Raw genomic sequence first — 12,183 nt, forward strand, 5'->3', positions numbered from 1 at the left:
TTTCGCGGGGTAAGTTCCACCCATGACGAACATTGTTGCCACCCAGTCGTTTCCCGATCAGCTGCGCAATGCGGTGCGGGCCGGGCTCATCGCCACCGCGGTCATCGGGATCATCATCGGTATCGTGGCCCTCATCTGGCCCGAGCCGACGCTTGTCGTGGTTGCGGTTCTTTTCGGGATCACACTGATCTTCACCGGCATCTACCGCCTGACCATGGCCTTTTCGGCAAAGCTGTTGCCAACCGGGCTGCGGGCCTTCCTCGGGCTGATGGGCGCGATCATCTTGATCGCGGGCATCGTGTGCCTGTTCAACCCGGCTGAATCACTGGTCTTGCTGGCCATCGTGATCGGTATCTCGTGGATCTTCCAGGGAATTCAGGAGATCGCCGCCGGATTCGGCGGTGCCCTGTACGCACCCAAGTGGTTCCTCATCGGGTCCGGGGTGATCTCACTCATCGCCGGCATCGTTGTGCTGTTCCTGCCGGGCGCCGCGATCACCACGTTCCTCGTTGTCGGTGCGATCCTGCTCATCATCGTCAGTGTCGTCACGCTGCTGACCCTGCCGCGAGAGACGGTCGCACCGGCCGTCTAGCCGGAACCTCCGAATCAGTAACCGTCGGCCCAGCCACGCACCTTCGACACGTAGTCCATCGAGTTGTTGTAACGCAGGACGGCTTTGACGACCTGAGCCGGATCCCGGAGGTCGAGCCCGCCGTCGCAGAGGTAACGGCCGGTTGTCAGGGCCGCGTCAAAGAGGTTCTGGGGGTCGGCGACGCCGTCGCCGTTTCCGTCTTCGGCGTAGTGATTCCAGGTTTCTGGAAGGAACTGCATGGGTCCGACCGCGCGGTCGTAGGTGGGGTTCCCGTCGAGTTTTCCGCCGTCGGTGTCGCGGATGACGTTGTTGCCTGCCAGGCTGCCGTCCAGCAGCGGACCGAGGATGGGTGACTCCAGGGCGCCCGTCGGATCCGCTTTGCCGTTGTTGGCGTGGGTCGATTCGACGCGGCCGATTCCGGCGATCAGCTGCCACGAGACGCCGCAGCCGGGAAGTTCCTGCGCCAGCTTCGATCCGGCGGCGTGATACGCCTCGTAATTGATGCGGGGGATCTGGCCACTGGTCACACTCGCCGGGACCACCTCGGGTGCGGGAGCGGGGGCCGGTTCGGCTTCGGCGGTGACGTGCTCGACGACCGGGGTGGCCGGAGCAACGGACTCGGTGTTCGATGCGGATCTCACCGCGGCCGATGCGGCGCTCTCGGCCACCTGCTTCGTCGGTTCGCCCGTCATCTGCTGACCCGCATGGGCACCGGCTACTGCGGTGACCAGTCCGACGGGCACAAGGGCGGCCAGCGCATACGGCGACCGCCACTTTGTTTTCAGCGTCGACTTCTTTGGTGCCGAATGCTTACCCAAGGCGATGAACCTCCTGTAGATGGGCGTTCGCCCGTTGAGTCCGCGCCGACGCTACACCAGAATTGACCCCCTTCGTTATCGTTCCGTGATCGGCAACCGGAGGGTGCGTTGCAGGATCGAGACCCATCGCAGGTCAGGCATTTAGCGATGCTAAGAATGTGACCTCAGTCACTTTACGCGCGTGTCGGGGACCCGCATGCGGCGTTATATCAGGGGGTCGACAGACGCCCAGCGCTCCGCCTCAGCGCCTCCGGTCGGCTCTGCCTGGAGACAGTTCGCGAGTGCCTGGCGCAGCGCCAAGTCGCGGGGGATCTCCCTGCAGTTCGATGCCCATTTTGTCTGTTACGTAGCCGCAAGCGTCTGCGGCCGCAGGCCGAGCGGTCCACCGGCGGACGTGAAGGCGCCGTAGAAGCCTGTCCCGGGGTGGAACCGACGCCGGCGTCCCGATGAAGACCTCGTCGCCCACCCCCAACGGCACCGCGATGTCGCCTCGGAAGACCTGGCCGATGATGCGGTGCTGCGGGTCGATCCGTCGGACCAACTCGCGCCCGTCGCGTTGTCGCGGAGCCCGCCCCACAGGTCCACGACGACCTCACCGTCGATGACCACGCAGACCGCCGCGCCGAGCTCGGCCCGCACGGTGAAGTTCTCGACGAAGGTCTCCTGGACGCGCTCGAATCCACGCGAGACGTGCCCGCCGATCGATCCGGGATCGGGGTACGGCGGGATCGGTGTGGACCAACGCCCGAGCCCGCAAGCGGATCTCACCACCCGGAGTGAATGGCCGGTTCCCTGGATAATCCGATCGACGGCGCGGTCGCCGGAAGGCGCGGTGCGATCCACTCCGTTCCCGGATCGACCGGGAGCAGTAGCCGAATCGTGGACCGAAGACATTCTGCGAGTGTGGTTTCGGGGTGCGTTATCCAGTACTCGTGCGCGGCCATGATGGCGGCGGTTGTCGCGTGGGCAAACGTCAGGGCCGCCAATTCGTTAGCCGGCCAGATGCCTCGCCGCTCCAGAAATGCGATGACCGATTCGTGGATCCGGCGGTACATCCTGGCGGCATGGGTGTGGACTGCGGGCACGGTGAGGATCAGTTGGGCGCGGTACCTGGCCCATCGCTCGTCGGCAGGACGACACAGCAGTGCGGCGACGACTGCGGATTCGAGCACCTCACGTGGTGGATAGATGCCTTCGTCGGCGGCGAGGAAGGCGTTCAGGCGGTCGATTTCGGCATTCGATTCAAGCCAGAGCACATCGGCTTTGGTGGGGAAGTAGCGGAAGAAGGTCCGGCGGCTGACACCGACTGCGGCGGCGATGTCCTCGACGCTGGTGCGCTCGAAACCCTGGGTGATGAAGAGTTCCTGTGCGGCGGCGGCCAGTTTGCGTGCGCTGGTTATGGCGGGTCTGCCGCCTTTGTCTATCGTCGCGTGTTCCATACCGTTCCCCCGGTTTGTCAGACTGTGTGCCATCGTCTCACCTACGTGGCCCGAAAGCGATGGCTGCTGCGCTGCGTACAGCGTCCCTTGTCGTCGGTGCCCGTCGACCTTAGATTGATGGCATGACAAGAGCTCTCGTAGGTGTGGCCGCAACCGCTCAGATCCGGGCCAGGATCGCCGAGCAGGTGGTGGGCCGCGAGCGCGAGGTCGACCTGTTGCTGGCGGCGGTGTCGGCCGGACGGGACCTGATGCTAGAAGGCCCGCCCGGGACCTCGAAGTCGACGTTGCTGGGCACCATCACCGCGGAATGGGACATCCCGCTGGTGTTCGTGGAGGGCAATGCCGATCTGACCCCGAGTCGGCTTGTGGGACATCACAATCCCGCCCGGGTCCTGCGGGAGGACTACTCGGCGGACAATTTTGTCGAGGGCCCACTCATCGAGGCGATGCGCACGGGCGGGTTCCTGTACATAGAGGAGTTCAACCGCGCGCCGGAGGACACACTCAACACGTTGCTCACCGCGATGGCAGAGCGGGTCATCACGATCCCACGGGTGGGCAGTGTGAAGGCGCTCCCCACATTCCGCGTGGTGGCGTCGATGAATCCGTACGACAACATCGGTACCACCCGGCTGTCGACGTCGGTGCACGACCGGATGTGCCGACTGGTGGTGACCTATCAGGACGCAGTGGCCGAACGCGAAATCGTGAAGCGCCGAACCGGCGTCGATTCGGCTCGGGTGGTGGCCGATGCCGTCGCGGTCACGCGAGCCACCCGCGAGCGCGACGACATCCGCCAGGGGAGCAGTGTGCGCGGCGCCATCGACGTTGCGTTGCTGGCGTCGGAACTGGCGCAGATGCGGGGGATCTCGCTGCCCGTGGTGGACTCGGTCGATCCGCCGAGGGGCCTGCCGGAGGACTACACGAACACCATGCTCGACGCCATGCTGGTGGCGTTATCCGGGCGAATCCATCTCGACGACACCGCCTTCGAGACTCCGGAAGCGGTGTTGCGGGAGATCTGGCAGGACCACTTCATTCTGATTCCGGCGGCTGCCGAACCGGGTTGAAGAGCCGTTGCGGCCGATAGTCCGCTGTCGCGTCGGTCGAAGAGTGATCACGGCCGGGATCGCGCGCACATGCGCCCGCTGCGTCGTAAACCCAAGGTCCTCGACGAGGAACCCGCACTGCTCAAGCCGTCGGCCGGAGGTGGCGGGTTCACGCTGATCCCCAAGGGAACCGAGCGCGGTAAGCCCATGCAGTTGCCCGGTTCGTCGGCGCCGGGTGCCACCGACGACGAGGGTGATCTGGTGGACTCTCATAGTGTTTCGGTCGTCGACGAGATCGGTAGGCAGCGGGCCAAGCAGATCGCTCGGAGGCTGGCGCTGGCGCAGCCGATGCGGCAACGTCGGGCCCGGCGGGCCAGCACAGGGACGTTGACCACGATGCGTTGGCGCGGTGGCACCGATGAGATCGATCTGGACGCGACACTGGTGGCGATCGCAGGCAATCCGTTGCCGACCGACGACGACATCCTGGTGCGGGAACGGGTTCGCAACCGTCGCTCGATCGTTCTGGTTGTCGACATCTCGGGGTCCACCAAAGGCGAACAGGTACGGACCGCGGCAGCGACGGTCGGTGCGATGGTCGGCGAGCTCGCCCGTGATGATGTTGCGGTGGTGGCCTTTTGGTCAGATGCCGCGATCCTGGTTCGGCTGGGAGAGCGGGTCAGCGCCCAGGCCGTGCTCGATCAGTTGCTGACGTTGCCGACGCAGGGACTGACCAATGTCGCGTTCGCTCTCGAGGTGGCGGCGCGGGAGCTGGTCGGGGTGCCGCCTGCGGATGCGCGGGTGCTGCTGCTCAGCGATTGTGTCCACAATGCGGGGCCTGATCCGCGCGGTGTCGCGGCGCGACTGCCACGTCTGGACGTCCTGCTCGACACCTCAGGGGAGGACGATGTGGACCTGGGCCGGGACCTCGCGACCATCGGCCGGGGACGATGCCGCCTGATCCGCGATCATCACGACGTGGCGCCGGCCTTGACGTCGATCTTCGGCTGACTCAGAACCCGCCGAAGTCGCCGCCGCCACCGAAGTCTCCGCCACCGAAGTCTCCGCCGCCGAAATCTCCACCCTGGTCGCCACCGCCGAAGTCACCGCCTTGATCTCCGCCCATGTCACCGCCCATGTCACCACCCTGGTCGGCGTCGATGCCGTCTTGGTAACCGTCGCCGTATCCGCTTTCGAAGGCGTTGCTGTCGTAATTGACGCCGGCCATCCCGGAGAACATGGCGTTGAACAGCAGGACCGATCCCAGACCCCAGGCGCCGGCCACCAGTGCCGGTTTCCACCACGGCTCGGAATACCAGCCCGCGGGCACCGGCCGGCCCGCGACGCGTCCACCCGGGTAGTAGTTGGGCGTCTTGTCGGAGGGGTTCGGTGATGCCGCGATGTGCCGGCCGTCGAACTCGATGTCGCGGTCTTCACTGACGGCTCCGGAGGACTTCTGGCCGTCGAGCGTCGCGATCTCGGGTCCGGGATCCATGTCCATGGCCAGGCGGGCCGCACGAACGTAGTACAGGCCCTCCAAGGCGGTTTGTTTCGCAAGTTGTGCCTGTTTGGGAGTGGTGGCCTGTTCGATCTGTGATCCGGCGGCATTGAACCGTTCCGAGGCATCGGACATGGCCGATTTGGCCGGTTCGTTGGAGCCGATGAGGCTGTAGACCTGGCCGCCGAGTCGTTCGATTGCCTGGCGCGCATCGGCTTTCGCGTCCGCCAGGGAGGTCTCCTCGGTGCGGCGAAGCGCGGAACCCTGGCTTCGGTTCAGCGCAACGAAGCCCACGATCACAGCGATGACGGCGATGACCAGAAATAGTTCCATGATCGTGCCTTTCGATTCTGAAATCGGACAAAGTCCAGCGTACCTGGCATTCTTCCGCGGATCCCGGACTAAGGGTTGGCCGGAGCGCGAAGGCTGGCTAGATTGTCGGAATGTCGATCGCAGAGAACGTCATTGCCGAACAGCAGGCCACCACCGAGCAGGCGCAGGCCGTCTTCGACGACGCCGCACCGGTCGAACCCGACTTCATGATCGGAACCTGGCGAGGCGCCGAAGTGCGAACCGGTCACTGGATGGACGGAATGCTCGCCGCCAGTGGGTGGTGGGGCAAGCAGTTCGTCGATGCCGAAACGGTGCATCCGTTGCTGTTCCCGACCACCGACGGGCAGGCGCTGTGGGCGCTCGACCCGCGCCGGCTGCCGTTCAACCTGCTCAAGCGCGCGCCGCTGCCGTCGCTGGAGGGGCGATCGCTGGCAGGCCTGGTGACGGCCTCGCGTCCGGTGATGGGTACCAAAAAGCCCAAGGCGCGGCTGCGGACCACCGTGTACGGCGGGGTGGGTTCGGCCACGATGGTCTACGACGCGCATCCCATCAACGACGTCTTTCGCAAGATCAGCGACGATGTGGTGATCGGCCTGATGGATCAGCGCGGGGCGCCGCCCTACTTCTTCTCGCTGCAACGCGACGAATCCCTGCCGGTGCTCGCGCAAGGACGTTAGAGGCTGTCAGACCAGGTCGAGGTCGGTGCGCAGCAGCATCACGTTGTAGTGCTTCCACACCGATGCGGTGTAGTAGAGGTACTTCCCCGATGACGCGGGATGGATGTAGGGCGCATAGATGCCGCCGAGTCCCTTCGCGGGTGCCAGGAGTTTCGTTGCGCTCCAAGGGCCTTCGGGCTTCTCGGCCGTCCGCATCACGAGTCCACCGGCACGGTCGCTGGTGTGCAGCATCACGTACCGTTGGAGGTGGTTGTTCCACGCCACCGACAGTTCGCTGACGGGTTGGGGTGCAACGTTTCCGAGGTTTCCGAACTCCGTCGACCAGCGCTGGGCCACGTTGTTGGTGTAGTACTCGTACTTGTTCAGGTCGAGGATGTTCTCCGGCTGAAACCTTGCCAGATAGGCGGAACCGAACCGGCCGTTGGGGGTTCCGTACTGATAGATGTAGCCGTCGTTGCCTTTGGTGTAGGCGTTCATCTGGAACTTGCTGTTGTCTTGACGGACTTGCCCGATGCCGGGAATGGTGATGTCCGCGTTGACACGAATGGTGTTGGTGTCGGGGGCCCAGGTCTGACCGTTGTTGTGCGAGACGGCGATCGCCGAGAAGTTGGTGGCCCACTGGCCGGGTTCGCCCCAGGCGCGCACCGACATGTAGTTGATGTACTGGGTGTTGCCGATCGAGATCGCGGCCGTGGGAATGCTGGTCGCTTCGATGTAGCTCACGCCGAGCGCGGGGATCAGTTCGCCCGGAACCGCGCTCGAAATCGTGATCCCGTCGGAGAGGTCTGTGTCTTCGGAGCGCAGCAGCACATTGTGCCGCCATTCCTGCCCGGCGACCGAGCAGTTTCCGAAGGTGTCACCGAATGCCATCAGGATCTGTCCGGATCCGTTGTCCCAGCTGATGCCGAGGTCGGTGCCCGAGATATGGAAACGGTCGTACGTGCTGTTCTTGCTGCGGGGGCCGGTGACCCATTCGACGGCGTTGGTGTTGGCGCTGGCGATGACCGGGAGCGCGCCTTGCGGTCCCTTCGGCGGTTGCCCGCCGCTGCTGCCCAGTCCGCTGCTACCAAAGCCGCTGCTTCCGTTGCCGGCGTTTCCACATGGTTGCGCGATGGCGGGGGACGTCAGCGCGACGAGTCCGGCGGCAGCGAGTGCGACCACAGAGGTTCCGATCGTGACCGAGCGGAATGCGTGCATATAGGCTCCTCGCGCCGGACGCAGATACTGAAGTGACCAGTGTTGCGCGCCGATTCTGGATTTCTCAGTGTTGCAGAGATCCGCGGCGTCTATCGCGCTTCTGCGGGGAAACCCGGATATGGCTGATAATCAGCTTCGGTAATCGATGAGAGGCAGCGAATGTGATCACCGAGACGGACGAGCTGATCGAACGCGTGGAGGCGCTCCGACGACGAAACGATCGCGTACTCGTCGGTGTGGTTGGCGCCCCGGGAAGCGGTAAGAGCACGGTATCTGCCGCGGTGGCTGATCGACTGGGCGGCCAAGCGGTCGTCGTCCCGATGGATGGATTCCATCTCGCGAACACTGAACTCGCCCGGTTGGGTCTGGCCGACCGCAAAGGTTCGATCGACACTTTCGACGCGTTCGGCTATCTCCACCTCATCAAACGCCTGCGGGACGCCGTCGATCCCGTGGTCTATGCACCCGATTATGTCCGCGGTGTCGAAGAGTCGATCGCGGGTTCCATCGCGGTCCCCGCCGAGGTTCCGGTGGTCATCACCGAGGGCAACTACCTGCTCGATTCCGACGAGCCGTGGGCACAGCTGCGCTCACTGCTCGACGAGATCTGGTACGTCGAAACGCCGCGAGAGGTCCGCTTGGAGCGATTGGTGCAGCGGCACATGAGTTTCGGAATGGACGAGGCCACGGCCCGCGCCTGGAGCGGAGGTCCGGACGAGACCAATGCGGAGAGGATCGAGGCGCTCCGCGATCAAGCCGATCTGGTCATCGACGTGATGCGCTTTGCCGAAACACTGGCCTAACTACCCTCGACGGTGAAACCGACTCGGCGGAAGTACTCTTCGAATCCCTCGACGTGATCGCCCAAGTGGTGGATGAGTTTTGCGGTGTCGTGTTCATGTTGTGTGGTAGCAAGACCGCGAATCTCCAGGGCCCAGGGCAGCACGGCTTTGCCGCCGTCGGCGACCACGTAGTTGAACCGGTCGACGAGTGCACCGCACCAGAAGAAGTCGGCAAAGCACAGTCTGACCGTCTTGTCGGAGAAGGTCTTTGACCACTCGAATCGGCGAGCGTGGCTCGCGTCGCCGGCGTGCTCGAATTCCAGGCCCATGCCCCAGGCGATGGTGATGTTGATGTCAGGCTTGTATGACGCGGTGGCGTAGTGGCTGTTGACCTCGATGCGGTAGCCACCGTCGGGAGTCACCCCACCGTCGAACCAGTTGTGATAGCTCGGTCCCTGATGCTTGATCACCTGCCAGTCATCTGGGCCCGAGTTCTGGATGATTTGACGGAATTCCTCGAGATTCAATGCGCTTCCCTTCGTCTGGTCGAAGGATAACCCGCCGACGCTTGTGGCGAATGCAGTTCCCCTTGCCCTACCCTCCCCGATGGCAATCAGCACGTGGTGATGTGTTGTGCGCTTTGCACATTCACCTGTGCGGTGTTCTGAGCGTGCGATGTGTGTGAGGGAATCGAACCCTCGGCGCCGCCCACGGCACCGCCAGAAGCGGCGGATCCGCCGCCGCACGGTGTGTGCTCGCCTTGCAATCGGGTACATGCTGCAGTCGGTCTTCGTCGATCTTCGGCTCTAGTCGATCAGATCCGTGGACCAGTTGGCCTGTTGGACCTGCAGATCGACCTCGCGGAGTTCGCGGGCGAGATTGTCGGCTCGCTCGCGCAGAGGCCGGACCGTCAGTGCCGAGACATACATCAGTTCTGAGCGGAGTTGCCGGTAGGCCTGCTGATTCTTACCTGCCGCAGCGTTCGCCGAACTGGTGATCAGCCCATGGCGTAGTCGCAGAACATCACGCCGGGCCAGCGCGTCGGTGATGGTGCCGTTTCCAAGGGGCGTCGCCGAGTTGGTGGCGTTGATCTTTCGGATCAGCAATTCCAGTTCACTGAGTGCGTATTCGGCCTCGGCCAGTAGGTCTGCGGCGTTCTCGGAGGGTGGCTCACCCTCCTGGTATCGAGCGTTGTCGGCGATACGGGCACGCAGTTGCTCAACACGCCGACTTGTATCGGTGCGTCGGGCCAGCGCTTCTGCCAGCTTCATCGGGTCCTCCTCCTCGGAACGTCGGTGTGAACGTCAGCAATGCAACGCGACCGCTGTGATGAGCGCAACCGAATTGTTTCGGACTGATCGCTGCCGCAGCATGATTCGCGAGCCGAGAGAGGGCATGAACGTATGCGGCGACCGAGCCGCAAGGCCATTCGTTCGTCAGGACCTATCGGCTACGAAAGCCCGGGTTGTCCAGGCTGCGGACGAGATCGCATGGCCAAGCCTCAGGGGGGTTATGGCGTCCGAGGCAGTCGGCGCCGTACACGCCACCTTCGGGCTGGTGGGCCTTCAACTTCCTCTTCGCGGCCTTCTCGGCTCGCACAGCATCGGCTGAGCGACCGGCGCGAACCGTCTGGTTCTGCCACCACATGCTGATCGAACCGTTCTTCTGGGCCACGAGGTCATCTGCCATGCCCGAGACCTTAGCTCCCACTCGGTTGGCCGGCGGCTACCGGTCTGACCCATGGTGGCCGGGGCCCATGGTGCAGCAGGAATTCTACCGGCTCGAGTGATTGTGGACTCGTCACTCATGTTGCAGGACTGTGTGTTTCGAGATGACGGCCGCCACTGGAACACGTGAGCAAACTCACTGGCGCGCCAGGTCGGCGAAGGGGGATAATGAAGAGGTTGGCTCGCGGGCTCCGATGCGTTCATCGGCATGGGTGCAGTGTCCCGTGGTTGCGCCACTTGGTCGAACATCCGAAGGGATTCCCAGTGGTGCGATGACCGTCAGTGCTGTGGGTGTGCGCCCGGGGTTCCTTGCGGTTGAGTCCAATGCCCGCACGATCAAAAAGGTTCACACACATGCAGTTCTCTGTCGGTCAAGTTGTTGTCCACCCGCATCACGGTCCCGCGACGGTTGCCGAAATATACAGTCGCACAATCCGAATGGAGCCAACGGAGTATCTGCGGCTCACCATTCATCACAGCGATCTCGCCATCGACCTGCCGGCCCTGAAAGCCGAGGAACTCGGCGTCCGGCCGCTCTGCGATGCCGCCGGTGTTGCACGTCTGATCGAGGTGCTGCGCGCGCCCACCGGCGACGAGCAGGAGGCGTGGACGCGACGGTTCAAAGAGAATCAGGAGAAGCTGCGGCGCGGTGATCTCTTTGTCGCCGCAGAGGTCGTCCGGGACCTGGCCCGGCGCGAACGCAACAGTCACCTTTCGGTAGGCGAGAAGGCAATGCTCCGGTCGGCGCTCGGCCCGGTGGTGACAGAGCTATCCCTGGCTTTGTCGATCCCCGAGCAAGATGCCGAAAGTTTGATCGACGCAAACGTATTCATGTCCGAAGCGGTGTCGGAAGAGCGCGAACTCGCTCAGGCAGGCTGACGCGCCGAGCTGACCCGACGGATGTGACAAGAGCCCACTCGACGATCAGGCGAGGTCGGCAGGTCGGGTGCGGAGTTTGGCGGCGATGCGGGCAAGTGCGCGCTGGTCGGCCGAGTTGAGCGGGTCGAGGACGAATTGGCGCACCGTGCGTACATGCGTGGGTGCAGCGGCTACGACCATCTCGTATCCGGCGTCGGTGAGGGCGGCAATGGTGTAGCGGCCGTCATCGGGGTCGGGGTATCGCTCCACCCAGCCGCGCTGTTCGAACCGCTTGACGACGTTGGACAGGCGTGAATGCGAACCGTTGGTGAGGTAGGCGAGGTCGCCCATGCGCAGGCGGCGCTCCGGGGCCTCTGAAATGTGGCTCAGGGTCAAGTATTCGAAGAGTGTCAGGCCTGTTTCATGTTGCAGTGGTGACTCCAGTCGTCCCGGCAGGAGTAACACCAGTGCGACCAAGCCGGTCCACGCATCTTTCTCCTCCGCGCTCAGCCACGGGGGTTCGTCGTGGCTGTCCCCGATGTTCGGGGTCGCTGTAGTGGCCATGGGAGAACTATACCGAGACCCGGAATGACTTCACGTATGAAATGAATGGTGTTACCGTCATTTCACACATGAAGTCAATGGAGAGGAATGACATGACCAAGCCGGAGTTCTTTGCGACCCCTGGTTACGGCGATACTCAGCTCAGGGAAATGCACTACAACCAGGCGGTCCGTGTCGGCGAGCGCGTCGAGATATCGGGTCAGGGCGGTTGGAACGACGACTGGATCTTCCCGGAATCGCTCGAAGACGAGATCGTGCAGGCATTCGATAACGTCGAGCGCACCCTCGCCACGGCAGGTGCCACCTGGAGTGAGGTGATCTCTGTGGACTCGTTTCACGTACCCGAGTCCTCCGAGTTCATCGGAGAGGTCCACAACCGGGTCATGGTGGAGCAGTTCCGGAAGCGGATGGGTGACCGCGCCCCCATCTGGACCGAGATCGGTGTTTCGGCGTTGGGTGCGCCGAGGATGCGCGTCGAGATTCGTGTCTGCGCCATTGTCGGGCAGGATGCTTGATCGCATTGGCTTGATATCTGGTGGAGCCGATGACGGGAATCGAACCCGCGTATGCAGCTTGGGAAGCTGCCGTTCTGCCATTGAACTACATCGGCGCGCGGCCTCGAAGGCTGCGAGAGCGATATTAACAGGCA

Annotated in this window: 16 protein-coding genes and 1 tRNA gene; 7 read left to right on the forward strand and 10 right to left on the reverse strand. The window is 63.7% G+C overall.

The features are described 5' to 3' along the window. Window positions 1-22: 22 nt before the first annotated feature. Window positions 23-592, forward strand: coding sequence for a DUF308 domain-containing protein (locus tag AC56PL_RS14265; protein WP_495514321.1), 570 nt, complete (start codon window positions 23-25; stop codon window positions 590-592). A gap of 14 nt (window positions 593-606) precedes the next feature. Here the strand turns inward: AC56PL_RS14265 and AC56PL_RS14270 are convergent, their stop codons facing one another. The 3 genes from AC56PL_RS14270 to AC56PL_RS14280 all read right to left on the reverse strand — a co-directional run bounded on the left by AC56PL_RS14270 (window position 607) and on the right by AC56PL_RS14280 (window position 2,849). Further along, a complete protein-coding gene (locus AC56PL_RS14270; protein WP_497154228.1) occupies window positions 607-1,410 on the reverse strand; it encodes a lytic transglycosylase domain-containing protein in 804 nt (267 codons plus the stop codon). Window positions 1,411-1,752: 342 nt separating this feature from the next. After that, on the reverse strand, window positions 1,753-2,178 hold the full coding sequence (locus tag AC56PL_RS14275) for a hypothetical protein (protein ID WP_497154229.1): 426 nt from the start codon (window positions 2,176-2,178) through the stop codon (window positions 1,753-1,755). Continuing rightward, window positions 2,175-2,849: an acyl-CoA-like ligand-binding transcription factor gene (locus AC56PL_RS14280; RefSeq protein ID WP_497154230.1), complete on the reverse strand. Its 675-nt coding sequence runs from the start codon at window positions 2,847-2,849 to the stop codon at window positions 2,175-2,177. The genes AC56PL_RS14275 and AC56PL_RS14280 overlap by 4 nt, the downstream gene beginning before the upstream one ends. Window positions 2,850-2,971: 122 nt before the next feature. Between AC56PL_RS14280 and AC56PL_RS14285 the strand changes: the two genes are divergently transcribed. Both AC56PL_RS14285 and AC56PL_RS14290 read left to right on the forward strand, forming a co-directional pair. Continuing rightward, window positions 2,972-3,919 (forward strand): AAA family ATPase, encoded by a 948-nt coding sequence (locus tag AC56PL_RS14285; RefSeq protein ID WP_497154231.1) that lies wholly within the window; start codon window positions 2,972-2,974, stop codon window positions 3,917-3,919. A gap of 69 nt (window positions 3,920-3,988) precedes the next feature. After that, window positions 3,989-4,909 (forward strand): vWA domain-containing protein, encoded by a 921-nt coding sequence (locus AC56PL_RS14290; protein WP_497154232.1) that lies wholly within the window; start codon window positions 3,989-3,991, stop codon window positions 4,907-4,909. Between the two features lies 1 nt (window position 4,910). Here the strand turns inward: AC56PL_RS14290 and AC56PL_RS14295 are convergent, their stop codons facing one another. Then, complete coding sequence (locus AC56PL_RS14295) at window positions 4,911-5,729, reverse strand: DUF1542 domain-containing protein (RefSeq protein WP_497154233.1); 819 nt, start codon at window positions 5,727-5,729, stop codon at window positions 4,911-4,913. A 110-nt stretch (window positions 5,730-5,839) separates the two neighbouring features. On the opposite strand from AC56PL_RS14295, the gene AC56PL_RS14300 reads away from it, so the two are divergent. Then, a complete protein-coding gene (locus tag AC56PL_RS14300) occupies window positions 5,840-6,406 on the forward strand; it encodes a DUF4334 domain-containing protein (protein WP_497154234.1) in 567 nt (188 codons plus the stop codon). Window positions 6,407-6,412: 6 nt separating this feature from the next. Here the strand turns inward: AC56PL_RS14300 and AC56PL_RS14305 are convergent, their stop codons facing one another. Further along, window positions 6,413-7,603, reverse strand: coding sequence for a glycoside hydrolase family 183 protein (locus AC56PL_RS14305; RefSeq protein ID WP_497154235.1), 1,191 nt, complete (start codon window positions 7,601-7,603; stop codon window positions 6,413-6,415). Between the two features lie 161 nt (window positions 7,604-7,764). Here AC56PL_RS14305 and AC56PL_RS14310 point away from each other — a divergent pair, with 161 nt between their 5' ends. Beyond that, the gene (locus AC56PL_RS14310; RefSeq protein ID WP_497154236.1) at window positions 7,765-8,406 is read left to right on the forward strand and encodes a nucleoside/nucleotide kinase family protein; all 642 of its coding nucleotides are present in this window, start codon (window positions 7,765-7,767) and stop codon (window positions 8,404-8,406) included. On the opposite strand, the gene AC56PL_RS14315 is transcribed toward AC56PL_RS14310, so the two are convergent. The 3 genes from AC56PL_RS14315 to AC56PL_RS14325 all read right to left on the reverse strand — a co-directional run bounded on the left by AC56PL_RS14315 (window position 8,403) and on the right by AC56PL_RS14325 (window position 10,074). After that, window positions 8,403-8,912 carry a hypothetical protein gene (locus AC56PL_RS14315; protein ID WP_495514331.1) on the reverse strand — a complete coding sequence of 170 codons (510 nt, stop codon included), beginning with the start codon at window positions 8,910-8,912 and terminating at the stop codon, window positions 8,403-8,405. The genes AC56PL_RS14310 and AC56PL_RS14315 overlap by 4 nt on opposite strands. Window positions 8,913-9,191: 279 nt before the next feature. Beyond that, window positions 9,192-9,656, reverse strand: coding sequence for a DIP1984 family protein (locus AC56PL_RS14320; protein WP_497154237.1), 465 nt, complete (start codon window positions 9,654-9,656; stop codon window positions 9,192-9,194). Window positions 9,657-9,828: 172 nt separating this feature from the next. Further along, window positions 9,829-10,074 (reverse strand): hypothetical protein, encoded by a 246-nt coding sequence (locus tag AC56PL_RS14325; protein WP_495514333.1) that lies wholly within the window; start codon window positions 10,072-10,074, stop codon window positions 9,829-9,831. 392 nt (window positions 10,075-10,466) lie between these two features. Between AC56PL_RS14325 and AC56PL_RS14330 the strand changes: the two genes are divergently transcribed. Next, window positions 10,467-10,991 (forward strand): CarD family transcriptional regulator, encoded by a 525-nt coding sequence (locus AC56PL_RS14330; protein ID WP_495514334.1) that lies wholly within the window; start codon window positions 10,467-10,469, stop codon window positions 10,989-10,991. 45 nt (window positions 10,992-11,036) lie between these two features. Here AC56PL_RS14330 and AC56PL_RS14335 read toward each other — a convergent pair whose 3' ends face one another. Then, the gene (locus AC56PL_RS14335; protein WP_495514335.1) at window positions 11,037-11,534 is read right to left on the reverse strand and encodes a MarR family transcriptional regulator; all 498 of its coding nucleotides are present in this window, start codon (window positions 11,532-11,534) and stop codon (window positions 11,037-11,039) included. Between the two features lie 92 nt (window positions 11,535-11,626). Here AC56PL_RS14335 and AC56PL_RS14340 point away from each other — a divergent pair, with 92 nt between their 5' ends. Further along, window positions 11,627-12,049, forward strand: coding sequence for a Rid family hydrolase (locus AC56PL_RS14340; protein WP_495514336.1), 423 nt, complete (start codon window positions 11,627-11,629; stop codon window positions 12,047-12,049). A 21-nt stretch (window positions 12,050-12,070) separates the two neighbouring features. On the opposite strand, the gene AC56PL_RS14345 is transcribed toward AC56PL_RS14340, so the two are convergent. After that, a tRNA-Gly gene (locus AC56PL_RS14345) sits at window positions 12,071-12,144 on the reverse strand. Window positions 12,145-12,183 lie beyond the last annotated feature (39 nt).

This window comes from Williamsia sp. Y721, assembly GCF_059683565.1.

Coding starts and splice junctions, on each gene's coding strand:
- AC56PL_RS14265 (WP_495514321.1), top strand. CDS start 23: ATGACGAACATTGTTGCCACCCAGTCGTTTCCCGATCAGCTGCGCAAT.
- AC56PL_RS14280 (WP_497154230.1), bottom strand. CDS start 2,849: ATGGAACACGCGACGATAGACAAAGGCGGCAGACCCGCCATAACCAGC.
- AC56PL_RS14285 (WP_497154231.1), top strand. CDS start 2,972: ATGACAAGAGCTCTCGTAGGTGTGGCCGCAACCGCTCAGATCCGGGCC.
- AC56PL_RS14290 (WP_497154232.1), top strand. CDS start 3,989: ATGCGCCCGCTGCGTCGTAAACCCAAGGTCCTCGACGAGGAACCCGCA.
- AC56PL_RS14295 (WP_497154233.1), bottom strand. CDS start 5,729: ATGGAACTATTTCTGGTCATCGCCGTCATCGCTGTGATCGTGGGCTTC.
- AC56PL_RS14300 (WP_497154234.1), top strand. CDS start 5,840: ATGTCGATCGCAGAGAACGTCATTGCCGAACAGCAGGCCACCACCGAG.
- AC56PL_RS14305 (WP_497154235.1), bottom strand. CDS start 7,603: ATGCACGCATTCCGCTCGGTCACGATCGGAACCTCTGTGGTCGCACTC.
- AC56PL_RS14320 (WP_497154237.1), bottom strand. CDS start 9,656: ATGAAGCTGGCAGAAGCGCTGGCCCGACGCACCGATACAAGTCGGCGT.
- AC56PL_RS14325 (WP_495514333.1), bottom strand. CDS start 10,074: ATGGCAGATGACCTCGTGGCCCAGAAGAACGGTTCGATCAGCATGTGG.
- AC56PL_RS14330 (WP_495514334.1), top strand. CDS start 10,467: ATGCAGTTCTCTGTCGGTCAAGTTGTTGTCCACCCGCATCACGGTCCC.
- AC56PL_RS14335 (WP_495514335.1), bottom strand. CDS start 11,534: ATGGCCACTACAGCGACCCCGAACATCGGGGACAGCCACGACGAACCC.
- AC56PL_RS14340 (WP_495514336.1), top strand. CDS start 11,627: ATGACCAAGCCGGAGTTCTTTGCGACCCCTGGTTACGGCGATACTCAG.